Here is a 25,171-nt window from a genome sequence, read left to right as displayed (position 1 = left end):
AAATAGTATCCTTATTTAAGGAACTGGTTATTTGAGTAAAGGAACGGTTCTTTTTATTATTAGAAATAGACAAAATACTATCTTTGATTTTTAAATTAAATAATAATGGAACTGAATATTACTAATAGCTGGAAGAATATTTTAAATTTAGAATTTGAGAAAGCTTATTTTAAGAAATTGAAAAGTTTCATAAAATTAGAATATAATAGTTACAAATGTTTTCCTGAGAAAGAAGCTGTTTTTGCGGCTTTTAATTATTGTTCTTTTAATGATTTAAAAGTAGTGATTATTGGACAAGACCCATATCACGGTATCGGGCAAGCAAACGGGCTATGTTTTTCAGTTCATGATAAAATTAAGCATCCGCCGTCATTAAAAAATATTTTTAAAGAAATTGAAACTGATTTAGAAATACCATATCCTATTTCAGGAGATTTATCTCGTTGGGCAAAACAGGGAGTTTTATTATTAAATGCGACTTTAACAGTTAGAGAAGGGGAGGCAGGAAGTCATCAAAAACAAGGTTGGGAACAGTTTACTGATGAGGTTATAAAAAAAATATCAGATGACAAAGAAGGTGTCGTTTTTTTGCTCTGGGGAAAATTTGCAGAAAATAAAGGTAGTATTATAGATCGTAAAAAACATACAGTATTTACAGCTCCACATCCATCTCCTTTAGGCGCGTGGAGAGGATGGTTTAATTCTAAACACTTTTCTAAGACAAACACTTTCTTAAAGGCAAAAAATAAAAAAATTATACAATGGTAGTGATAGGTAGATTGATTTGTTTGTAGTACGGTAACATAATTGCATCTAATATGTCTTCAGTAATATCGGGGTAATTAATTTTTATTGATTGTTTATAATTTACCCATGATGAAATTTTTTTAACATGTCTTTTATTAAATTTCTTTAAAACAGGTATTCCCATTTGTTTTAAAGATAATGCATTACATTGTTGCTCATATTGGTTTCTCATAGGTATAACCAATAATTTTTTTTGTAAATACAATGCTTCTGCAGGTGTTTCAAAACCAGCACCGCATATAACACCTTCACTAGAACAAATGCTTTTAATAAAATTGGGCCCATTGATTGGTTTTATTATAACATTGTTCTTAAAAATATGTTCTTTTGTGTTTTTTGAAAAAACTTCCCATTTCGTGTTTTTTATTTTAGAAAGTATTTTAATAATTTTTTTGTCACTATAGGAAGGTAGGTAAACGGTATAATGTTTCTTGTTTGTAATAGTACTATATCTTATTTCTTTACGAATAATTGGAGTAAAAGTATTAGAAGAATATGTGTTAAAATGAAAGCCAAATTTTATTTTTACAGGCGCATAATATTTTAAAATTAATCGCTCTATTCTATAGATTCCTTGTTTAGGTGCATTTGCGTCTAAAACGGCATTTTGATGACTTAAAGATATTATTTCACTGCGTTTAAATTTAGAGGCCCAAGCTGTAATAGGTTCGAAATCATTGATAATTAAATCGTATTTTTCTAAGGGAACAGATTTTATTTCTTTTAATAAATTTTTAAGTTTCATTTTTTTTATTGTCTTCCAAAAAGAAATACCGCCTTTTTTTCCAAAAATGAAACTTAATCCATAATATTTATATTTTACGTTAAATGGGAGATCTAAATCACATTGATAACCACTAATTAAAACATCAACTTCTCCTTTTTGCTGCAAATAAGGTATTATTTCGATTGCTCTACTTGCGTGCCCGTTTCCTGTACCTTGAAAAGCATATAAAATCTTCATAATTTTTAATTAATGTTAAATTCCTTTAAAAGATCTTCAAAAATTTTATGATTACTGTTTTCAATATTCATAAACTCAGAATCATTAATATTTGTGTTATTGGAGAATTTCTTAGCAATTTCATCTTTTTCATATTCATACAACGACCAAGATTTGTTATGATATTCTAAAGAGGTTAAGTTCTCAATCCAATCTCCAGAGTTTAAATAGGTAGTACCTCCATTTTTATTTTGGATTGATTTTATTTCGGGATGATGTATGTGTCCGCAAACTACATAATCATATTTTTTTGATATAGCTATTTCTGAAACTATTTTTTCAAAATCATTAATAAATTTCACAGCACTTTTAACACTGTTTTTTATTTTTTTAGAAAAAGATAATTTTCCATATCCAAGTTTATTACTTGTCCAATTTACGGCAGTGTTTATAATAATTAAAGTATCATAACCAATGCTACCAAGTTTTGCTAACCATTTAGAATGTTGCATTGTTACATCAAAAACATCACCATGAAAAAACCAACCTTTTTTACCGTCAATATCAAGAACTAATTTGTTTACAATTTCAAAACTACCAAGACGAAATCCTTTAAATTTCCGTAGCATTTCATCATGATTTCCAGTTATGTAATAGACTTTTGTGCCAGAAGTAATATAAGACATTAGCTGTTTTATAATCTTCATGTGTGGTTTAGGAAAGTATCTTTTTTTAAATTGCCAAATATCAATGATGTCTCCATTTAATATTAATATTTTGGGATTTATAGATTTTAAATAATTATGTAATTCGGTTGCCCTACATCCATAAGTACCTAAATGCACATCAGAAATAACAGCAATATCTAATTTTCTTTTTTTCATTTTAAAGTATGCTAAATAATCTTAGTAAAAATACTTTTCTAATGTGTTTTAAAATTAAATAAATTGTAAAGTGTTGTTAGGTAGTGTTTTATTAAATTGTGAGGTGAATGTTTTTTTAATGTAAAAAAGCTCGGTTAAAACCGAGCTTTTTTATTTATTCTTGTAAAATAAGACTTATTTGTTATACAACACCCAAGTGCCTTTTTCTAGTAAAGGAATTGCCTGTTTGTATTTAACATCTTTTTCTTCACCAGACATAACATTTTTAATAGTAACTTTTTCGTTACGTCCAATTTTTGGTTGTTCACGAACAACTGTTTCAATAACTTGTTGTTCTTGTGTTTGCGAATTACGAGCTCTACTCATTGCTTCTTGAGATGAATTTTGAACTTCGTCTTTACGAGTATCTAACTGTTCTCTTTTTTGTTCAACTGCTTCTGATACTTGTGAAGCATCTTGACTTGGTAATTGACCTTTAAATAAGAAAGATAAAACTTCTTTGTTTACTTTATCAACTGTTCCTTGAAATAATTCAAAAGCTTCAAATTTATAAACTAATAATGGATCTTTTTGTTCATATGTTGCATTTTGAACAGTTTGTTTTAACTCATCCATTTTACGTAAATGATCTTTCCAGTTCTCATCTATAATAGATAAGGTAATATTCTTTTCAAAATCGTTAACTAAAGATTTTCCTTCAGATTCGTAAGCTTCTTTTAAATTGGTAACAACCTGAAGAGTTTTAACACCATCAGTAAAAGGTACTACAATACGTTCGTAACGATCTCCTTCATTTTCATAAACATTTTTAATTACAGGAAAAGCACTATCTGCGTGTCTTTCAGTATCATTTTTATAATGATCAGAAACAATTACATATAGTTTGTCTGTTAATTCTTCTTCTGTTAATTTATTAAATTCTTCTTCAGAAAAAGGAGAGGTCATAGATGAAAAGCGAATTAATTCGAACTCAAAGTTCTGATAATTACTATTCATTTTATTTTGCTTTACAATCGAAACACAAGTATCATAAATCATATTTGCAATATCAACTTGTAAGCGTTTCCCATCTAAAGCATGACGACGACGTTTGTAAACAAACTCACGTTGAGCGTTCATAATATCATCGTATTCTAATAAACGTTTACGAATACCAAAGTTATTTTCTTCAACTTTCTTTTGTGCTCTTTCAATAGATTTAGAAATCATAGAGTGTTGAATTACTTCACCCTCTTTTAATCCCATTCTATCCATCATCTTAGCAATTCTATCAGAACCAAATAAACGCATTAAATTATCGTCTAAAGCTACATAAAATTGAGTAGAACCAACATCTCCTTGACGTCCTGCACGACCACGTAATTGACGGTCTACACGACGAGAGTCATGACGTTCAGTACCTACAATTGCTAAACCACCAGAAGTTTTAACTTCGTCAGATAATTTAATATCGGTACCACGACCAGCCATGTTTGTTGCAATTGTTACGATTCCTGCTTTACCAGCTTCTGCAACTACATCAGCTTCACGTTTGTGTAATTTTGCATTTAAAATATTATGAGGGATTTTACGCATTTGTAACATTCTACCTAATAATTCAGATATTTCTACAGAAGTTGTTCCAATAAGAACCGGACGTCCTTGATTAGATAATTCTACAACATCATCAATAACTGCGTTGTATTTTTCACGAGTAGTTTTATAAACTAAATCTTCTTTATCATCTCTTTGTATTGGTCTATTTGTAGGAATTTCAACAACATCTAACTTGTAAATTTCCCAGAATTCACCAGATTCAGTAATTGCAGTACCTGTCATACCAGATAACTTGCGATACATTCTAAAGTAGTTTTGTAAAGTAACGGTTGCAAATGTTTGTGTTGCATCCTCAATCTTTACATCTTCTTTTGCCTCAATAGCTTGGTGTAATCCGTCAGAATAACGACGACCGTCCATAATACGACCTGTTTGTTCATCAACAATCATTACTTTATTATCCATTACAACATACTCAACGTCTTTTTCAAAAACAGTATATGCTTTTAAAAGTTGATTCATTGTATGAATACGCTCGCTCTTTATACTAAAATCACGATATAATTCTTCTTTTTGATTTGCTTTATCTTCAGCAGCATCTTCACTGTTATCTATACGTCCAACGATAACACTAATATCTGGTAAAACGAAAAATGTATCGTTTCCTGTTTTTTCAGATAAGTGAGCAATACCTTTATCACTTAAATCAATTTGATTATTTTTTTCTTCAACAGTAAACCATAATTCAGCATCAACCTCAGGCATTAACTTATTATTATCCTGCATGTAAAAGTTTTCTGTCTTTTGAAGAATTTGTTTAATTCCTTCTTGAGATAAAAACTTAATTAAAGCTTTGTTTTTAGGAAGACCTCTATAAACTCTTAATAATAAAAAGCCTCCTTCTTTATCGTCACCAGCCTTTAGTAATGCTTTAGCTTCAGCTAAAACACCTACTAAGTATTTACTTTGAAGTGATACTAAATCTGCAACTAAAGGTTTTAATTCGTTAAATTCATGGCGATCTCCTTGTGGTACAGGGCCAGAAATAATTAAAGGGGTACGAGCATCATCAATTAAAACAGAATCTACTTCATCAATAATTGCATAATTCGGCGCTCTTTGAACTAAATCTTCTTTAGAACTAGCCATGTTATCACGCAAATAATCAAAACCAAATTCGTTATTTGTTCCGTAAGTAATATCTGCATTATATGCTTTTCTACGCTCTTCTGAATTTGGTTGGTGAAAGTCAATACAATCTGTACTTAAACCATGAAATTCAAAAACAGGAGCCATCCACGCACGGTCACGTTTTGCTAAATAATCATTTACAGTTACAACATGTACACCGTTACCTGTTAAAGCGTTTAAGAATACAGGTAGGGTAGATACTAAAGTTTTACCTTCACCTGTCATCATTTCGGCAATTTTACCATTATGTAAAACAGATCCACCGATTAGTTGTACATCATAATGTATCATATCCCAAGTTACTTCTTTACCAGCAGCATCCCATGAGCTATCCCAATATGCTTTGTCATTATCTAAAGTAATATGTTCTTTTGTAGCAGATAACTCTCTATCGAAAGAGGTTGCAGTAACTTCTAATTTATCTTCTTTGGTAAAACGTTTGGCAGTTTCTTTAACTACAGCAAAAGCTTCTCCCATAATGTCTAATAAAACAGCTTCAGAAGCTTTATAAGCTTCATCTTTTAAACCATCTATTTCAGCATAAGCATCTTCTTGTCTATCAATATCAGCAGTTAATACTTCTTCTTCTAATACAGCTATTTTATCATTAAATATTTTTGTAGCCTCTTTAATTTTCGATTTAAATTCGATTGTTTTAGCTCGTAACTCATCATTAGATAAACTACTTAATGAATTTTCAAAAGATCGTACTTTATCAACAATAGGTTGTAGAGATTTTAGGTCTTTTTGTTGTTTGTCTCCAACAAAAAGTTTTATAATCGAGTTTAAAACGCTCATTTTTAATATGTTGTTTTGTAGTTGCTTAGTTTTAACTAACCAACTTATTATATATAGTTTTAGTGCTTAAAAGTAAGCAAAAAAAAAGCCTCTAAAGAGAGACTTTTTTTATGTGTTTGTTTAATATTCGTCTTCGTTCCAAAGATAATCTTCTTCGGTTGGATAGTCTGGCCAAATTTCGATTATCGAATCGTATGAGTCTCCTTCATCTTCAATATCTTGTAAATTTTCAACCACTTCTAAGGGAGCACCTGTACGAATAGCGTAATCGATTAGTTCGTCTTTGGTTGCAGGCCAAGGTGCATCTGCTAAATATGATGCTAGTTCAAGTGTCCAATACATTTCTTTATCTGTTTAAATAAGATTTTCGCAAAAATAATTTTTTTTTTTAAAAAAGCAAGTTTTTTTTTAAAAATGTTGGGTCAATAAAAAAAGAACTTAATGTTACAGTTTTTCAGGAATCCATTTAACTTCCTCTGCTTTTAAGTCTTGGGTCAATTTTCGTGCCAGTACAAAAAGGTAGTCAGAAAGTCGGTTTAAATACATTAAAACAACACCACTTACATGTTCTTCTTCATTTAATGCTACTGATAAACGTTCAGCTCTACGACATACACAGCGAGCTATGTGACAAAATGACACGGTTTGATGACCTCCTGGCAAAATAAAATGAGTCATTTGAGGTAAAGCCTTATTCATTAAATCAATCTCATCTTCTAAAAACTGAATAGAAGTATCTGTTATTTTATGAATATTCAATCTTTCTTTACCATTTTTTAAGGTTTCCTTTTCTGGGGGAGTTGCAAGCATAGCCCCAAGTATAAATAAATCACTTTGAATTTTTGAAAGTTTTGACTTTAAAATATTATCAATATTTTGATCTCTTACTAATCCAATATATGAATTTAACTCATCTATTGTACCGTAGCTTTCTATTCGTAAATGGTGTTTAGGTACTCGTGTACCTCCAAAAAGAGCCGTAGTTCCTTTATCACCAGTTTTTGTATATATTTTCATTAAATTTTAGTGATTTAGTTATTTTGTAAATTTAGTTTTTCTATATGTATAATTTAAGTTAACTGTTATTTTTTTAATAATGAACTTATAAACATTAAAATGTGTTATTTGTGTAAATAATTGGTTGAGATATTTTCTTTTTTTATGCTTAAAACAAAACTTAATAGAAGGAGATTTTTAAAGTAAATTATAAAGGTTATTTTATTATTATATGAACAGTTTTTTATTTCATTAAATAAAAATGAAGTTACTTGTAATGTTGCATTATTTTGTTTATATTTTTACGTGTAATATTCAGTTATGTAATAAGTTACTTTTATGTGATCTTTGTTATTCTTTCATATCTTACTGAGAAGAAAGTACTTGTTTAGTTTGTTTAACTATATAAAACAAGTGTAGAGTTATGCTTTTTTCTAAAAAGCATAATGGACTATATATAGAAATAACATTACGTAAATAATAATTAAAAACCAATAGTGATTTGATTTTTTTATACTGAATTTTATTCACATTTTTGTTAACCCAAATAAGCGTATTTGGAGTCCCCAAAAAACTGAGTAAAAATTAACAACTAAAACTGTTTTAAACCAACATGATTAAAACTGCTGATTCAGTATGGAAGGAATGTTTGTCTTTTATAAAAGATAATATTAAGCCTCAGGCATACAAAACTTGGTTTGAGCCAATTAAACCGATTAAACTAGCAGGGGAAGCCCTTACTGTTCAAGTACCAAGTAGATTTTTCTACGAATGGTTAGAGGAGCATTATATTAAACTATTGAGGGTTGCTTTGGTTAGAGAATTAGGAAGTGACGCTAAATTAATTTATGATGTACGTATGGAAAATACGTATAGTAGTAATAGTCCGCAAACGGTTAAGATTCCAAGTTCGAATCGTAAACCTCTAAAACCTCAAAAAGTAACTATTCCTTTAGAGTCTAAAAGAGAATTGAAAAATCCTTTTATTATTCCTGGTTTACAAAAGGTTAAAATTGAATCTCAATTGAACCCTAATTATAACTTTGCGAATTTTATAGAAGGAGATGCAAATCGATTGGCTCGATCTGCAGGTATGGCTGTAGCTAATAAACCTGGAGGTACTTCATTTAATCCATTATTAATATATGGAGGAGTAGGTTTAGGAAAAACACATTTATCTCATGCTATTGGAGTTGAGATTAAAGATAAATACCCAGATAAAACAGTCTTGTATATTTCTTCAGAGAAATTTACACAGCAATTTATAGATTCAGTTAAATCAAATACACGAAATGATTTTATTCATTTCTACCAAATGATTGACGTGTTAATTATTGATGATGTTCAATTTTTATCAGGTAAATCAGGTACACAAGATGTGTTTTTTCATATATTTAATCATTTACACCAAAATGGAAAACAGGTAATTTTAACTTCTGATAAGGCACCTGTTGATATGCAAGATATTGAACAACGTTTGTTGTCTCGTTTTAAATGGGGGTTATCTGCAGAGCTACAAGCTCCAGACTTTGAAACGCGTATTTCTATACTTCAAAATAAACTATATAGAGATGGTGTTGAAATGCCAGAAGAAATAGTTGAATATATAGCAAAGAATATTAAATCTAATGTTCGTGAATTAGAAGGTGTTATTATTTCTATGATTGCACAGGCTTCTTTTAATAGAAAAGAGTTTAGTGTTGAATTAGCAAAAGAGATCGTTGATAAATTTGTTAAGAATACTAAAAGAGAAGTTTCTATAGATTATATTCAAAAAGTGGTATCTAAATACTTTGATATGGATGTTGCTACTTTACAGTCGAAAACACGTAAGAGACATATTGTTCAGGCACGTCAATTAGCAATGTTTTTTGCTAAACGTATGACTAAATCTTCATTAGCAAGTATTGGAAGTCAAATAGGTAAAAGAGATCATGCTACGGTATTACATGCTTGTAAAACTGTTGATAATTTAACAGAAACAGATAAGCAATTTAAGAAGTATGTTGAAGATTTAACAAAGAAATTAACGATGTAATTATGAAAAAAATACTAATGGTTTGTTTGGGGAATATTTGTCGTTCACCATTAGCTGAAGGTATTTTACAGTCTAAATTATCTGCTGATTTTTTTGAAATTGATTCTGCAGGTACTGCAGGATATCATGTAGGTGAGTTACCAGATAAAAGATCGATAGCTGTTGCAAGAAAATATGGAGTTGATATTACAAATCAACGCTCAAGAAAATTTGTGAAATCAGATTTTAAAGAGTTCGATTTAATTTTTGCTATGGATGAGAGTAATTATGATAACATCATTTCAATGATAGATGATAGTAACGATATTCCAAAAGTAAAGCTTATTTTAAATGAACTATATCCATCTGAAGATAGAAATGTACCAGATCCATATTATGGAGGTGATCAAGGTTTTGAGAATGTATATAAAATGTTAGATGAAGCTTGTGAGAATATAGCATCAAAATTAGAAAACTAAATGAAAGGTAAATTATACTTAATACCAACAACATTAGGGGATACTGAACCTTTAGAGGTAATGCCTATATCTGTTAAAAAAGTAATTGAGCATCTTGATTTTTTTATTGTAGAAAATGAGAAATCAGCAAGAAGATTTATAAAAAGAATTACACCTAATAAAGCACAACCATCTTTAGAATTATTGTTGTTAGATAAGTATTCTAATGATATTGAAATTCAAAATTACTTAGATACATGCGATAAAGGAGTTTCAATTGGTTTGTTGTCAGAAGCAGGTGTTCCTGCGGTTGCAGATCCTGGGGCGAGTATTGTAAAGTTGGCACATGAAAAAGGAATTCAAGTTGTACCTTTAGTAGGGCCATCTTCAATTTTAATGGCAATGATGGGATCAGGTATGAATGGTCAAAATTTTGCTTTTAATGGGTATCTACCTATTGATAAATCTGATAGGAAAAGAGCAATTAAAGAATTAGAAAAAATTTCGAGAGATAAAAATCAATCTCAAATATTTATAGAGACACCGTATCGAAACGAGAAAATGCTAGATGATTTACGTGCTACTTTATCTCCAGATACGAGAGTTTGTGTAGCTTGTGATATAACACTTCCGTCTGAATATATAAAAACATTTACCATAAAGGAATGGAAAAATATAAAAACAGATTTACATAAACGTCCAACTATTTTTATACTACATAAATCATAAAAAAAAGACAGCTTAATTAAGCTGTCTTTTTTTATTTAAAATATAATTTGATATTTTAAATTTGAGGACTTTTATTACCGCTTATATTAGATACGTCATAACCTGCAAATTTTTTCATATAAGATTTTATAGAAGTACCAAAAGCATCATTAAATTTTAAAGTTCCGTTTGATCGTAAATATTTCTTAACATTTCCGGCACCACTTAAATGAGCTGCAGCTAAAATACCAGATTCAGTAATTTTAGTACCATTAATGGTTTTTCCTACGCTTCGTTTTATATCTTTTCTTAAAATCCATTTATTTACTTTACAATAAGCTATGAAAGCCTTTTCTTGTAGTTCTGGAGTTTTAAGGAAATAAGTAGTGTTGTAAATTCTAAATCTTTTTAAAGTTTCTTTTCCAAATTGGTATTTACCTAAATAGCCTAGTTTATTTACTACGCGGTATTTACCTTGAGATTCTTTAAAAGCTAAAGCTTCTTTAAATCCTACAAAATCTTTTAGTAAAAAAGGAATGTTAACGTTTTTAGCAAAATATGCTGTTGGTGTAGTGATATTTTTATCTGTTTTAACACTTAGCGTTTTAAAGCTAGTAAGTGTTATAAATCCGATTAATATAAAACTTAAATACTTGATAATTAGTTGCTTTCTGTTTTGCGGGTGCAAATATAAGACAATTATATATTAAAATACGAATAGCTAGTATTGTATTGATTTGATGTAATTGTTGATATTGTTGTTATTTCTTAATTTGATTGTTATTAATTTATTTTATTGGTGTTTGTTTTATTTATTTGATTTTTTTTTAGTTTTTTTTATGTGAATTAAATATTTGTTAATATTTATTTAAGAAGGGTAATTAATCTTATTAAGTTCTGTTTTATAGGTGTTTAAAGATAATTGGATAACTAATCTTATTTTAATGATGCTTTTTTAACTAAAAAGCATCATTAGCTAACTTATTATGTAAGTTAATTAATGATGCTTAAGATTTAAATAATATTGATTACGTTTTATACTATTAAAAATAATAAAAAGAGGTAAACCATATGAGTATTAATTTTAAACAATAAATTATCTATTTATACCGCGTTCTGTAATCCATCTTTGGTATTTAGCAGCATTTCTATTGTGTTGTGCTAAAGAATTTGCAAAATCATGAAATCCAATTTTTTCAACGCTAGCACACATATAGTAATAATTGTGTTTTTTATAATTTAAAACAGCATCTATAGATGAAACATCAGGCATTGATATTAATGATGGTGGTAAGCCTGTGTTTTGGTAAGTATTGTAAAGAGATTGAATTTTAAGGTCTTTATTTAAAACACGTTTAACAACAAAATCTTGTCCTTTAAGCTCTTTAATAGCATAAATAACAGTTGGGTCAGCTTGTAGTGGCCAGTTATCTCTTAATCTGTTTAAGTATAGCCCAGCTACAATTGGTCGCTCACTTTTTTGAGCTGTTTCTTTTTGAACTATAGAAGCTAATGTAATAACTTCTTTTTTAGATAAATTTAGCTTCTTAGCTTTTTCTAATCTAGCTGTATTCCAAAAGCGGTTGTATTCACGTAATATCTTATTACGGAATTTTTCAGCAGAAGTATTCCAATAAAATTCATAACTATTCGGAATATACATTCCTAAAGCAGTTTTTTCATTAAAATTGTTTTTTGCAAGAAAAGATTTATCTGACATTACTTTTAATAAAGAAATTGAATCAGTTTCAATTTGTTGTGAAATTCTTCCTGCTAATTTCTCTAGAGAGTCTTGATTATTAAAAGATAATTTTATAGGTGTTTGATTCCCACTTCTAAGTAAATTTACGACATCGTTTAAACTCATGTCTTTTTTAAGTAGATATTTACCTCCTTTCGGTTTTGTAAATTTTTTCTTTTCAGCTACCCAAATAAAATTTTCAGGGCTATCAATATAATTAGAAAGTTGTGTTTTTAAATTATCAAATGTATCGTTAGATTTTATGTAGATAGCACCATTTTTAGTGACAGCTTTACTAAAAATCTTTTGATAAAAATTAAAACCAATAATTCCTCCAATTAAAACTACTATGGCAACAATGCCGTATATTATTTTTTTATTCATTGATTAGTTGAAATAAAATTTCGTTTTTATAAATTCTGTTAGTTAAAATCCAATCTTTTTTAATGCCTATTTCTTTAAATTTATGCTTTGTAAAAAGACGGATGCTATTCGTATTGTCGTCAGTTATATTTGCGTATAACTGATGTAGTTGTAGGTGTGTAAAGCTGTAATTAATTAAGAGTTGTAAGGCTTCAGAAGCAAATCCTTTTTGTTGATAATCTGGATGAATTAAAATTCCGATACCAGCTCTTTTATGCTGTGGATTAAAATCAAAAAGATCAATCATGCCAATAGTATTTGAAGACAGACTATCTTTTATCGCTAATCGTAATTGTTTAGCCTCGTAAATATCTAAATGTGCATTTTCTAAATATTGTTTTAAAATAAATTTAGAAAAAGGGGTTTGCGTATGGCTAACTTCCCAAAAAGATTCATTGTTTTCTATTTGAAATAGAAACTTTAAATCTTCTGGTTCAAGAGCTCTTAAATTTATAGATGTTCCTTTTAAAGTATTCATTATAAATCTATAGTTCCTTTAAACACACAAACTGCTGGTCCTTTTAAGAAAATATTGGTATAATTTCCATCTTTTTCATTAAAACTAACTTCTAATAAACCTCCTTCTACAGGTAAGCTAATTGATGTATCTGTCGTCTTTTTTGTAGCATACATAGCAATAGCAACTGCAGTAACTCCAGTACCACAAGCTAAAGTTTCATTTTCTACTCCTTTTTCGTAGGTTCTAACTCTAAAAGTATTTGAGTTTAGTTGCTCAACAAAATTTACATTACTACCTTTTTCACCGTAAATATTATATCGAATATCTTTCCCTTTTTCAAAAACAGGGTAATTATCTAAACTATCTACAACTTCAACATGATGTTGTGTGCCTGTATTAGCAAAAGTATATCCGTTATTTAATATAAGTTCATTAACATCAATCATGTGTAGCGAAACAAGATCATTTGTAATTTCTGCATAATGTGCACCATCAATAGCTGTAAACGTTGTTTCAGAATCAATTATATGTAGTTTTTTTGCAAAAGCTACAGCACATCTGGCACCATTGCCACACATTGCTTGTGTGCCGTCAGCATTAAAATAAATCATTTTAAAATCAGTACTAACATCACTTTCTAAAAGAATTAAACCGTCAGCTCCAATACCAAAATGCCTATCACATAATTCAGTAATTAAAGGAATGTTGTTTTTTGGAAAGGTTTTTTCACGATTATCAATAATAATAAAATCGTTTCCAGTTCCTTGATATTTATAAAAAGTTGTACTCATATAAAGCAAATATACATATTTTATTGAGTAATAAAGAGTGTTAAAAAGGGGTTAAAATCAGTTAAACAAAGTTAAACAGATTTGTTTAGAATGTTAAAATGTTATCTTTGATTATATTAAATTTTGTAAGAATATGAAAAAAATATTAGGAACATTAGGAATAGCGTTTTTAGGAGGAGTGATATCACTTGCAGGATATAAAGCAATGATAGAGAGCCCTCAAGTAATTGTAGAGAGAAATATAGAGCCAACACTACAAACAGTAAAAGCAAATTACACACCAACAGTTATAAATTCATCATCTACGCCAACTGATTTTACAGAAGCAGCAGATAAAACTGTACATGCAGTAGTACATGTCAAAAATACTGCTGTAAGAACACAACAAAATCCGTATGCACGACTTTTTGGAAGAAATGAAACAAGAAAATACGAGCAGGTAGGAACAGGGAGTGGAGTTATAATTTCACCAGATGGTTACATTGTAACAAATAATCATGTAATAGATGGGGCGAGTGAAATTGAAATTACGTTAAATAATAGGAAGAAATTAAAAGCTGTTTTAGTAGGTGCTGATAAAGATAACGATATTGCTTTATTAAAAGTTGAAACAGATGAAGATTTACCGAATTTGCCGTTTGGGAATTCTGATAATGCGAAAATAGGAGAATGGGTTTTAGCGGTAGGAAATCCTTATAATTTAACATCTACTGTTACTGCTGGTATTGTAAGTGCAAAAGGTAGAGATTTAGATGGTAATAGGAATATAGAAGCATTTATTCAAACAGATGCCGCAGTTAATCCTGGTAATAGTGGTGGAGCTTTAGTAAATACCAGAGGTGAATTAATAGGTATTAACACGGCTATTTCATCAAAAACAGGTTCTTTTATAGGGTATTCATTTGCAGTACCATCTAATATAGCTAAAAAGGTAGTAGATGATTTGTTAGAATATGGTTCGGTACAACAAGCTTTAATAGGATTTAAACCAGACTTTAAAAATACAGAAGAACTACAAGGTGTAAAAATAGCAGAAGTTTTTGAAGACAGTGGTGCAAAAAAAGCAGGATTACAACAAGGTGATGTTATTATTAAATTAAATGATGTTAAAATTACGAAGTATTCTGATTTAAAAGGGCAGTTAACAGCCAAACGCCCTGGGGAATCTGTAAATGTAAACATTGATAGAGATGGAGAAGTTTTAACAAAGGTTGTTAAGCTTACTAAGGTAATTAAATTACCAATAAGTAACGTGCTACAAACTGAGTTTGAGAATATAAATTCTGAAGACAAAAAAAGATTCAATATAAAAGGAGGAGCAAAGATTAAAAGAACTGAAAACAGAGCCTTTAAAGAGTTTGAAGTTGGTAAAGGCTATATTTTAACTAAAGTAAATGGTGAAAATATAAGTTCGCCTTTAAATGCTGTTGAATTATTAGATAAAGGTTCTAATAGAAGACTTCTTTTAGAAATGATAAGTCCTTCAGGTCAAATTGAAAGATTTAGGTTTTAATATTAAATTTCTTTATTGCTATTTTAATTTATAGAATGATTAATGTTATAAAGGTGGTTTACTATTAAGTATTAAAAACTCGTTAAAAATTAATTTAACGAGTTTTTTCTTTGGTAAAAACATTTACGAAACCGTTTGAAATACTTATTTTTGCAGCAAATTTTTTAAAATTTAGTTAACACACAACTATGTCAACAATAACAAATTACGAAAAAGAAGTAGTAAGCCAAGCCCAAGTTCGAAGAGCTACGGTTGAATTTATTAATATCGTTAATGATTTATGGTACGATAAATCAATAGAGTTAGTTTTATTTAGAAATCAATTAGTCGACAAAAGAGCTAGTGAGGTTTTAAATTTAATTGATTATTCGAAAGAATTTGTCGCTAAGCCAATCTTAATTAACGATGCTTTAGAAATAGCAAAGGCAATACAATCAATTGATTTACCTGCATCAAAATTAGATATAGGTAAATTAGCATACGAATATCAATTACAAGATGATGTTACTGTAGATAAATTGACTTTTGTAAAGAATCAATTAAAAGACGCTACTCAAGCAGAAGGTATTCAGCCAAAAGATGTTGTTTTATATGGTTTTGGTCGTATAGGTCGTTTATTAGCACGTGAGTTAATGAGTAAAATGGGTAAAGGTTCTCAATTAAGATTAAGAGCTGTAGTTACTCGTGGAGAAATTAATGAAGCAGTATTAGAAAAAAGAGCATCATTATTAAGTATTGATTCTGTTCATGGTGACTTTTTAGGAACTGTTCAGGTGGATGCTGATAACAATGCATTAATTATAAATGGAACTACAGTATATATTATTTCTGCTGGAAAACCAGAAGATATTGATTATACTGCTTACGGAATTAATGATGCGTTAATTATTGATAACACAGGTGCTTTTAAAGATAAAGAAGCATTAAGTCGTCATTTAGTGCCAAAGGGAGCAAGCAAAGTTTTATTAACTGCCCCAGGATCAGGAGTGCCAAATATTGTACACGGAGTAAATCATTCAGAAAATAACCCTGATAATATAGATGTATTTTCTGCAGCTTCATGTACAACGAATGCAATTACACCGGTGTTAAAAGTATTAGAAGACAATTTCGGTATAAAAAAAGGACACTTAGAAACTATTCATGCATATACTAATGATCAAAATTTAGTAGATAACATGCATAAAAAGTATCGTAGAGGTAGAGCAGCAGCTTTAAATATGGTAATTACCGAAACAGGAGCAGGTAAAGCAGTTGCAAAAGCATTGCCAGCTTTAGAAGGTAAATTAACATCTAATGCTATTAGAGTACCAGTACCAAATGGATCATTAGCTATTTTAAATTTACAGTTAAATTCTACTACTACCGTAGAAGCAGTAAACGCTATAATGAAGCAATATGCTTTAGAAGGTGATTTAGTAGAGCAAATTCAATATTCAGTAAATAATGAATTAGTATCTTCTGATATTGTAGGTACAACAGCTCCATCAATTTTTGATAGTAAAGCAACTATTGCAGATGGAGATACTATTGTAGTGTATGTTTGGTATGATAATGAATATGGATATTCTCATCAAGTTATGCGTTTAGCAAAACATATTGCTAAAGTACGTCGTTATACTTATTATTAAACTAAATTAATAAACAAGAAAGAAGCTGAGATATTTTTTATTTCAGCTTTTTTTATTATATTCGGAACATATTTAATCCCCTAACGCCCCTAAAATATGAAAAAAGTATTCCCTATACTTTTATTGTTACTTAGTGTAACATCAATATCTTTTTCCCAAGAAATTAACGAATTAAATTTTTTAACATCAGGTAAATGGCTTGTAGAGTCAGTTCAAATTGGTGAAGAAATTCAAAGCTATTCAGAAGATGCTAGTTGGATGGTTTTTCATTCAGATGGTAAATACCAAGTTGTTATGAATAATAACGAAAAGCAAGGTGTTTGGAAGTTTGAAGAATTAACTAAGGTAATTAAGTTTGAAGGAGATGAAAGTTTAGCAAATGGCTTAAAAGTTGAACTGCTAAATGATAAAGAGCTTTTATTCTCAGCTACCGAAGGAGATGTTGTTTATACAATGAAATTAAAAAAATAACATAATAGATGTATATTGTGTTTAAACCGAAGCTTTCGCTTCGGTTTTTTTGTTGAAAAAAGCCAAGTACTACACTATTTATACCTGATTTTTTTCCTTAATTTAGCGTAAAATTTTTAAAAATGAAATTACTTTTTTCCTCACTTTTAACAGTGTTATTAATGGCAACAGCAAGTTCTCAATCGAAATTACCATATTATGAGATTCCTGAAGCTTCAGCAGAATTTACAGCAGGTACAGTAGCGAGCAGAATGGTAGATGGTTTAGGTTTCCGTTACTATTGGGCAACAGAAGGTTTAATAGAGAAAGATTTAGATTTTAAGCCTAATAATGATGCAAGAACAACTATAGAAACCATAAATCATATTCTAGATTTGTCTCAAGTAACTTTAAATGCAGTATTGAATAAGCCTAATGGAGATAAGCAACCAGAAATGACATTTACCGAAAAGCGTAAAAAAACATTAGAAAATTTAAAAAAAGCAAGTGATATTTTAAAGTTAAGTAAAGACTTATCGCAGTACAAAATAATCTTTGGAGAAAAAGAATTTCCTTTTTGGAATGCTATAAACGGACCAATTGCAGATGCTACTTGGCATGTTGGTCAAATAGTCTCTTTCCGTCGTTCTTCAGGAAATCCATTACCTAAAGGAGTTAGCTTTTTAACCGGAACAGTGAAGAAAAAATAATTTATTAGAGTTACTATTTTTAATGAAAATTCAACAAAAAATACAATCGCTTCGCGATGAATTAAGAATACATAATCACAACTATTATGTGTTAGATAATGCAACTATTTCAGATTACGATTTTGATATTAAGCTGAAAGAGTTAGAGCAATTAGAAGCCGAAAATCCACATTTTTTTGACGCAAATTCACCAACACAAAGAGTTGGAGGTGGAGTTACTAAAAATTTTGAAACAGTTGTTCATAAAAATAGAATGTACTCTTTAGATAATTCTTATTCTAAAGATGATTTATTAGATTGGGAAAAACGTATTCAAAAAATGTTAGGTTCTGATGATATTGAATATACATGTGAGTTAAAATATGACGGAGCATCTATCAATTTAACATTTGAGAAAGGACAGTTTGTAAAAGCAGTTACTCGTGGAGATGGTTTTCAAGGCGATAATGTAACTACAAATATTAAAACAATTCGTTCAATTCCATTAAGTTTAAAATCGGACTTCGTAAGTGATTTTGAGATGCGAGGAGAAATTATTTTACCACTCGCTGGATTTAATAAAATGAATGAAGAGCGTGTAGCGAATGGAGAAGAAGAATATAAGAATCCTAGGAATACAGCAAGCGGTAGTTTAAAATTACAGGATAGTGCAGAAGTAGCAAAACGACCATTAGATTGTTTATTGTATCAAGTAGTTACGGAAGAACGTAAATATAAAACACATTTTGAGAATTTAGAAACTGCAAGAAGAGTAGGGTTTAAAGTACCTGAAACAATTGCATTGGCAAAATCGATTGATGAAGTTTTTGATTTTGTAAACCACTGGGATGCTAAACGACATGATTTACCTTACGAGACAGATGGAGTTGTAGTTAAAGTAAACAACTTACAGCAACAAGAAGAGATTGGTTATACATCAAAATCACCACGTTGGGCAATAGCTTATAAGTTTAAAGCAGAACAGGTTTCAACCGTATTGCATGAAATAACATATCAAGTAGGACGAACAGGAGCGATAACGCCTGTTGCTAATTTAGCCCCAGTGCAATTAGCAGGAACTGTTGTAAAAAGAGCTTCATTACACAATGCTGATCAAATTGAAAAATTAGATATTCGTATAAACGATACCGTTTTTGTAGAAAAAGGAGGAGAGATTATTCCGAAAATCATTGCGGTTGATTTTTCTAAAAGACCTAATAATTCTAAACCTACAATATATGCAACTAATTGCCCTGAATGTAATACAGAATTGGTAAGAAGTGAAGGTGATGCAAAACATTATTGCCCTAATGAATTTGGTTGTGCTCCACAAATAACTGGTAGAATTCAACATTATATCAGTCGAAAAGCGATGGATATTGATGGGTTAGGAGGAGAAACTGTTGACTTATTAAGAAAAGAAGGTCTGATTCAAAATTATGCTGATTTATATGATTTAACAGTAGAACAAGTGATTCCGTTAGAACGAATGGCAGAGAAATCAGCTAAAAATATGGTTGTAGGAATAAAAAAATCAAAAGAAATTCCGTTTGAAAAAGTATTGTTTGCTCTAGGAATTCGTTTTGTTGGAGAAACAGTGGCAAAAAAATTGGCAAAGCATTTTAAATCTATAGATAACTTGATGACTGCCGATTTAGAAACGTTAATTTCAGTAGATGAAATAGGAGGTAGGATTGCTCAAAGTATTATCGATTTCTCTAATGATTTAGGAAATATTCAGTTAGTAAGTCGATTAAAATCACACGGAGTACAATTAGAAGTTTCTGCAGAAAGTTTAGAAGGTCAAACAGATAAGCTTACGGGAAAGGTATTTGTGGTTTCAGGAGTTTTTCATCAAATGAGTAGAAATGAATTAAAGAAAGCTATTGAAGATAATGGCGGAAAAGTTAGTTCATCAATATCTAAAAAAACAAGTTTTATTGTTGCAGGAGATAACATGGGGCCAAGTAAGCTAGAGAAAGCTGAAAGTTTAGAAATTCCAATAATTACAGAGCAAAATTTTATTGATATGTTATAGTTCATTAATACATTTGTTAAGTATTTTGATATATAATAGAGCATTCATTAATGAATGCTCTATTTTTTTAATATTCATAATGAAATAACTAACGATATTATTTGTTATCATACTTAAGGTTTTTATTTGGGTTGTTTAATCTACTGTAAATTATATATAGTTATGTTAATGAATTAAAAAAATGTAATTATGGTTTGTTAACAAAAGTTGTTTTATGTGATAAAGTGTTGTTCATGGCTTTTTTGTTACTGTTTGTAGATTTATTTTTTTTAAAAGGACAAATAGTAAAAACTTGTATAAATAAATAGTTAAAGCGATTATAGCTTTTATCATAAGTCAAAATAATTTTTATTATAATAATTTTATTAAAAAACATAACGTCTATAGAAAAAACTACGTAACCCCCAAAAATCTATACATTATGAAATTATTAAAAAGCATTACAGTTTTAACTATAATATTTACTATGTTTTTTTCCTGTAGTAGCAACGAAAATTTTGTTGATAAAAATTTAGCTTCAGAATCAGTAAAATCTACAGGGAACTCAGTCATGAGAGCAAGAGCTACAACGCTTACAAAACCTGTTATTCTTGGTTATTTTCCTTCATGGTCAGAGAGTTTTCCAGCCGCAAATGGAGGTACAAAATTAAGAGATATTCCAGAACACGTAACTCATGTTTTTTTAGCATTTGCAAAGCCTAATTTAACATATCAAAAAGGATCTCTTGATATTACTGGTACAGGAATTCAAACTCCTTATGAAGGAGATATTTTAAAAGAATCTGTAGCAGCTTTAAAATCTAAAGGAACAAAAGTAATTCTATCAATAGGAGGAGAAACTTATTGGGGCTCAGATGCTGCTTATAATATCAATTACCAACAAATTAAAGATTTGGTGGATGATATGGGGTTTGAAGGGATTGATTGGGACTTTGAGCCTAACGGAAGTTTTGCAACAATAGGTAGCCCAATTAATGTACAACGATTTAAAGATTTTTTTATAAACTCTAGAGCAATTATGCCTAAGGGTGAATATTTATTAGCCTGTGCACCAGCCGGAGTTGGTGCTTTAGGAGGATTAAATAATGATGATTCTACTTCTCCTTTTGCTTATAGTAAAAGAAACACGGTTACAGGCGAGTCAGATGCAGGGCTATATAATGCAATTTCACCTAATGAAGCTATTAGTTTATATGGTTTTGCAACTACAGGTCATATGATTCCGGTAATGAAAGCAGTTGGAGATAAAATAGATTTAATAGCTTATCAAGGATATAATACAGGAGCAGCAAGTAATAGAAAAATAATGTATGATTCATATAAGTATTATGCAAACATATATGGATTCTCTATTGCAGCAGGGACACATTTTCCTAATGAACCTTGGGGGCCATATTATACTTATACTTATCAAAATATGGCAGATCTTTCTGGGCATATTGCTGCAAGTAATAGCAACAATGATGGTGTAATGATATGGCAATTACTATTAGGTGCAAATAATTCTTCAGCTTACGGATATTTATATACAGCAAGTCAGGTACTTGGTGGAGTTTCTCAATCACAAGCTATTGCAAATGCTGAAAATTATCCTAGGTCTCCTTATACAGGCGGTGGTAATACTGGAGGTAATGGATGTAGTGCTGCTCAATGGTTGATATCAAAAGCATATACAGAAGGGCAAGAGGCTTCGTATCAAAATAAACTTTATAAAGCTAAATGGTGGACAAAAGGAGATGTTCCTTCTGAGAATACAGAAAGTGGACAGCCTTGGGAGTATCTTCAAGATTGTGGAGACGGTACAGGTGGTGGAACTACTAATGTGGCACCTTCAGTAGCTTTAACAGCACCTTCTAATAATACTTCGGTAAACGAAGGAGATACTGTATTGTTATCAGCAGCAGCATCAGATAGTGACGGTAATGTTGCTAAAGTAGAGTTTTTTGCAGGAAGTACTAAATTAGGAGAAGATACTACAAGTCCGTATGCTTTTAGTTGGTTAAATGTAGTGGAAGGGAATTATACTGTAACAGCATTAGCAACTGACAATGATGGAGCAAATACAACTTCAGCTGCAATTACCATAACTGTTGATGTATCTACAGGAGGAGCTGGAGGTTCTTCATGTGTTGGTATTTCAGGATGGAAAGTATACCCTGTAACATATAATACAGGAGATAGAGTTGTGTATAACAATACTATATATGAAGCACAAACAGGTCCTATTTGGATAACTCCAGGTAGCGGAGAGCACTGGTGGAAAACGATCGGCCCTTGTAAGTAAAAAGGAGTTTTATATTCTATTAGTTTTAACCTCAATAATGATTATTATCGTTATTGAGGTTTTTACTTATGTAAATCTAAAAAAAATATTCTATTAGTTTTAGATAGACTATTCTTATTTTAGTATTTACTTTTGTATTAATAATTTACTAAAAATATTTTTTATGACCAAACAAACAAAAATTATAGTAGCATCAATCGTGTTTTTATTAGTTGCTATTACTGATATTTATGCCGTTATTATTCAAAATAAAAGTTCAGAAATTATTTTTAAACCTTTATTAATGACAACGTTAGTGATTGTTTATTTGTTATCGGTTAAAAAAGCTAATTTCTGGTTGGTTTCAGCATTGTTTTTCTCTTTTTGGGGAGATGTATTTTTATTAGATAAAACCAATTATTTTGTATTTGGGTTAGGATCATTTTTAATAGCACATATTATGTATATAAAAATGACAACTAAATTTTTAAAAACAGCATCAATTGTTAAAATATTAACAACATCAATTGTTTTTGTAGCACTATTTACAGTTGTATTATTTTTAATAAAAGATAATTTAGGAGAAATGTTAGTACCTGTAATTGTATATGGAATAGCAATTTCAACTTTTGGTACTTGCGCATTGTTAAATTATTTACAAGAAAAATCTACAGCTAATACTTGGTTGTTATTAGGAAGTATTTTATTTATAGCATCAGATAGCTTAATAGCTTTAAATAATTTTTACAGTCCAAAGCATTTTTTCGATATTGCTATTATTACATTATATGTTGTTTCTCAGTATTTAATAGTAAAAGCAGTGATTTTAAAGAAAGTATAATTTTTAAAATGGAAAAACCAAGAATTTCTAGATTATCACAAATTGTAACAATATTACAATCTAAGCGATTAATTACAGCAAGAGAATTAGCAGAGAAATTTAATGTAAGTATTCGAACGATTTATAGAGATATTCGAACGTTAGAAAGTTCAGGAATACCAATTGTTACAGAAGAAGGAAAAGGTTATTTTTTACAAGAAGGGTATCAATTACCACCTATAATGTTTTCCGAAGAAGAAGCAAATGCTTTAATTACAGCAGAGCAATTAATTTTAAAAAATAAAGACGCTTCTTTTGTTGATAATTATACAAATGCTATTACTAAAATTAAAGCTGTTCTAAAATATTCACAAAAAGATAGAGCAGACTTATTATCTAAAAGAATTGTATTTCGGTTTAATCAAGAAAAAGAAAAATCGAGTAATCATTTAATGAAATTGCAAACAGCAATCACTAATTTTCAGTTGTTAGAAATTGAATACCATTCACTTCAAAAAAACACAACAAAAAGAATAGTAGAACCATTTGCTATGTATAGTACTAATTTAAATTGGCTATTAATTGCTTTTTGTAGGTTACGTAATGAGTTTAGAGCTTTTCGAATAGACTGTATTACTAATATGAGAAATACAGAAAATAATTTTGAACCACATGATATGAGTTTAGAAGAGTATTTTAAAATTTGTGAAGAAAAATATAAAGCAGGTCTTAATAAGGCAAATCTTGCGAACTAGGTAAGAAGTTAATATATGTTGATTAAAAAATAGGATTAAACTATAATTGTTAACCCTTGTTTTTTATTTAAAACATATTTTTAGAGATGTCTAACAAATTAAACGTAACTATAATAAAGGATAATTTAAATCTATATCTTATTTATATATTGATTAATGTACTTATAGGTAATATTTCAATTAAGTTTTATTTAGGTGAAATGCCCATTGGATACTATGTATTAATTAATATTTCTATATTAATAATTCATTCTTTTGCTTTTATTAAAACATCTGAAAATAAACGGTTGCAATCTAAATTTAAAATAGTGTTTATTTCGATAAGTATCTGCCTTTTTACTTTATTATTGGTTTGCGTTTTTACAGCAATTTCAATGAAACTTTCAACAGATAATATATTTACAGCGACATTAAAAGGTATGTCAGTTGTTTATTTATTTGCTATTGTTTTTTCTTCGCCTGTTTGGATACTACTTTCTTTATGGAACTATATATGTTTAAAAAAATTAGTCCAAGTAAAATTATAACAATATATAATTGAGTTTATTACACCGATTATTTTTTTACTTGTAATAATTCAATTATTAAAAAAGAGAAGGTAATAAGTTGAAGTAGTCTAGAGTAATTGCTTTTACTTATAGAATTGTATAGAGAATGATTTCAAATCACCTAATGTAATTTTAGAAGAGTGTTTTTAAATTTTGAAAAAAAACAAAACTACCCCTGACACTCCTTTGTCATAACTCACTTTTACTTTTGTATAAATATTAAAAAATATAAAAATGAATACATTAAAGAAAGAAGGATTTTATGTAGTTGGAATTTCAATTAGAACGACCAATGAAAACGGGCAAGCAATGCAAGATATACCTAAATTATGGCAGCAATTTATGTCAGATGACTTAATAGGTAAAGTTACAAATAGGCTTGAGGATAGTACGTATGCAGTATATACTGACTATGAAAGTGATCATACAAAGCCTTATACAATGATTTTAGGATATAAAGTAAGTGATATTGATAATGTTCCTTTAGGATTTGTAGGTAAGAGAATTGAAGCGGCTAATTATCAGAAATATGTAGCAAAAGGAGATTTAACAAAAAATGCTGTAGTAGATGAATGGATGAAAATATGGGAGTCTGATATTAAACGTGCTTACACATCAGATTTTGAAGTATACGGAGAAAAGGCACAAAACCCGACTAATGGAGAGGCAGAAATTTACATAAATGTAAAATAAAAGAGATACTTAAAAAGC

General features: G+C 29.5%; 23 protein-coding genes. 14 read left to right on the top strand and 9 right to left on the bottom strand.

The window, feature by feature from the left end; genetic code table 11:
* Positions 1-105 precede the first annotated feature (105 nt).
* Entirely contained in the window at positions 106-768 is a 663-nt protein-coding gene (locus H518_RS0112275) for a uracil-DNA glycosylase (RefSeq protein ID WP_028889334.1), read from the top strand.
* Here H518_RS0112275 and H518_RS19790 read toward each other — a convergent pair.
* The 5 genes from H518_RS19790 to H518_RS0112250 all read right to left on the bottom strand — a co-directional run bounded on the left by H518_RS19790 (position 755) and on the right by H518_RS0112250 (position 7,176).
* Positions 755-1,771 (bottom strand): glycosyltransferase family protein, encoded by a 1,017-nt coding sequence (locus tag H518_RS19790; RefSeq protein ID WP_043706901.1) that lies wholly within the window; start codon positions 1,769-1,771, stop codon positions 755-757. The genes H518_RS0112275 and H518_RS19790 overlap by 14 nt on opposite strands.
* A 5-nt stretch (positions 1,772-1,776) precedes the next feature.
* Positions 1,777-2,634 carry a UDP-2,3-diacylglucosamine diphosphatase gene (locus H518_RS0112265; RefSeq protein ID WP_028889333.1) on the bottom strand — a complete coding sequence of 286 codons (858 nt, stop codon included), beginning with the start codon at positions 2,632-2,634 and terminating at the stop codon, positions 1,777-1,779.
* Positions 2,635-2,808: 174 nt separating this feature from the next.
* A complete protein-coding gene (gene secA / locus H518_RS0112260) occupies positions 2,809-6,159 on the bottom strand; it encodes a preprotein translocase subunit SecA (protein ID WP_028889332.1) in 3,351 nt (1,116 codons plus the stop codon).
* 120 nt (positions 6,160-6,279) lie between these two features.
* A complete protein-coding gene (locus tag H518_RS0112255) occupies positions 6,280-6,501 on the bottom strand; it encodes a DUF2795 domain-containing protein (protein WP_028889331.1) in 222 nt (73 codons plus the stop codon).
* Positions 6,502-6,603: 102 nt separating this feature from the next.
* A complete protein-coding gene (locus H518_RS0112250; RefSeq protein ID WP_028889330.1) occupies positions 6,604-7,176 on the bottom strand; it encodes a cob(I)yrinic acid a,c-diamide adenosyltransferase in 573 nt (190 codons plus the stop codon).
* A gap of 592 nt (positions 7,177-7,768) precedes the next feature.
* Here H518_RS0112250 and dnaA point away from each other — a divergent pair.
* From dnaA to H518_RS21135, 3 genes are read left to right on the top strand one after another with little or no spacing between them, the layout of a single operon-like run.
* The gene (gene dnaA, locus H518_RS0112245; RefSeq protein ID WP_028889329.1) at positions 7,769-9,193 is read left to right on the top strand and encodes a chromosomal replication initiator protein DnaA; all 1,425 of its coding nucleotides are present in this window, start codon (positions 7,769-7,771) and stop codon (positions 9,191-9,193) included.
* Between the two features lie 2 nt (positions 9,194-9,195).
* Complete coding sequence (locus H518_RS21140) at positions 9,196-9,651, top strand: low molecular weight protein-tyrosine-phosphatase (protein WP_028889328.1); 456 nt, start codon at positions 9,196-9,198, stop codon at positions 9,649-9,651.
* Positions 9,652-10,359 (top strand): SAM-dependent methyltransferase, encoded by a 708-nt coding sequence (locus H518_RS21135; RefSeq protein ID WP_028889327.1) that lies wholly within the window; start codon positions 9,652-9,654, stop codon positions 10,357-10,359.
* A gap of 55 nt (positions 10,360-10,414) precedes the next feature.
* On the opposite strand, the gene H518_RS0112230 is transcribed toward H518_RS21135, so the two are convergent.
* From H518_RS0112230 to dapF, 4 genes are all read right to left on the bottom strand, one after another.
* Positions 10,415-11,026 carry a hypothetical protein gene (locus tag H518_RS0112230; RefSeq protein WP_028889326.1) on the bottom strand — a complete coding sequence of 204 codons (612 nt, stop codon included), beginning with the start codon at positions 11,024-11,026 and terminating at the stop codon, positions 10,415-10,417.
* Between the two features lie 408 nt (positions 11,027-11,434).
* Positions 11,435-12,463, bottom strand: a complete 1,029-nt coding sequence (gene mltG / locus H518_RS0112225) for an endolytic transglycosylase MltG (protein ID WP_028889325.1) — start codon at positions 12,461-12,463, stop codon at positions 11,435-11,437.
* A complete protein-coding gene (locus tag H518_RS0112220) occupies positions 12,456-12,980 on the bottom strand; it encodes a GNAT family N-acetyltransferase (RefSeq protein ID WP_028889324.1) in 525 nt (174 codons plus the stop codon). The genes mltG and H518_RS0112220 overlap by 8 nt, the downstream gene beginning before the upstream one ends.
* The gene (gene dapF / locus H518_RS0112215) at positions 12,980-13,753 is read right to left on the bottom strand and encodes a diaminopimelate epimerase (protein WP_028889323.1); all 774 of its coding nucleotides are present in this window, start codon (positions 13,751-13,753) and stop codon (positions 12,980-12,982) included. Before dapF ends, H518_RS0112220 begins: the two co-directional genes overlap by 1 nt.
* Before the next feature lie 133 nt (positions 13,754-13,886).
* Between dapF and H518_RS0112210 the strand changes: the two genes are divergently transcribed.
* From H518_RS0112210 to H518_RS0112155, 10 genes are all read left to right on the top strand, one after another.
* Positions 13,887-15,266 carry a trypsin-like peptidase domain-containing protein gene (locus H518_RS0112210; RefSeq protein WP_028889322.1) on the top strand — a complete coding sequence of 460 codons (1,380 nt, stop codon included), beginning with the start codon at positions 13,887-13,889 and terminating at the stop codon, positions 15,264-15,266.
* Between the two features lie 188 nt (positions 15,267-15,454).
* Positions 15,455-16,897 (top strand): glyceraldehyde-3-phosphate dehydrogenase, encoded by a 1,443-nt coding sequence (locus tag H518_RS0112205; RefSeq protein WP_028889321.1) that lies wholly within the window; start codon positions 15,455-15,457, stop codon positions 16,895-16,897.
* A gap of 96 nt (positions 16,898-16,993) precedes the next feature.
* On the top strand, positions 16,994-17,368 hold the full coding sequence (locus H518_RS0112200; protein WP_028889320.1) for a hypothetical protein: 375 nt from the start codon (positions 16,994-16,996) through the stop codon (positions 17,366-17,368).
* Between the two features lie 122 nt (positions 17,369-17,490).
* Positions 17,491-18,057 carry a DinB family protein gene (locus H518_RS0112195; RefSeq protein WP_028889319.1) on the top strand — a complete coding sequence of 189 codons (567 nt, stop codon included), beginning with the start codon at positions 17,491-17,493 and terminating at the stop codon, positions 18,055-18,057.
* 22 nt (positions 18,058-18,079) lie between these two features.
* Positions 18,080-20,074, top strand: a complete 1,995-nt coding sequence (ligA, locus tag H518_RS0112190; RefSeq protein WP_028889318.1) for an NAD-dependent DNA ligase LigA — start codon at positions 18,080-18,082, stop codon at positions 20,072-20,074.
* A gap of 421 nt (positions 20,075-20,495) precedes the next feature.
* Complete coding sequence (locus H518_RS0112175) at positions 20,496-22,358, top strand: Ig-like domain-containing protein (protein WP_081411186.1); 1,863 nt, start codon at positions 20,496-20,498, stop codon at positions 22,356-22,358.
* A 163-nt stretch (positions 22,359-22,521) separates the two neighbouring features.
* Positions 22,522-23,178, top strand: a complete 657-nt coding sequence (locus H518_RS0112170; RefSeq protein WP_028889315.1) for a lysoplasmalogenase — start codon at positions 22,522-22,524, stop codon at positions 23,176-23,178.
* Between the two features lie 8 nt (positions 23,179-23,186).
* On the top strand, positions 23,187-23,912 hold the full coding sequence (locus H518_RS19785; RefSeq protein ID WP_043706898.1) for a helix-turn-helix transcriptional regulator: 726 nt from the start codon (positions 23,187-23,189) through the stop codon (positions 23,910-23,912).
* Between the two features lie 374 nt (positions 23,913-24,286).
* A complete protein-coding gene (locus H518_RS21130) occupies positions 24,287-24,439 on the top strand; it encodes a hypothetical protein (RefSeq protein WP_155995215.1) in 153 nt (50 codons plus the stop codon).
* Positions 24,440-24,694: 255 nt separating this feature from the next.
* Positions 24,695-25,153 (top strand): GyrI-like domain-containing protein, encoded by a 459-nt coding sequence (locus tag H518_RS0112155; protein ID WP_028889313.1) that lies wholly within the window; start codon positions 24,695-24,697, stop codon positions 25,151-25,153.
* The last annotated feature ends 18 nt before the right edge of the window (positions 25,154-25,171 follow it).

The organism is Tenacibaculum ovolyticum DSM 18103, assembly GCF_000430545.1.
Lineage (GTDB): Bacteria > Bacteroidota > Bacteroidia > Flavobacteriales > Flavobacteriaceae > Polaribacter > Polaribacter ovolyticus.
This window is presented reverse-complemented; position numbering and strand designations above follow the sequence as displayed.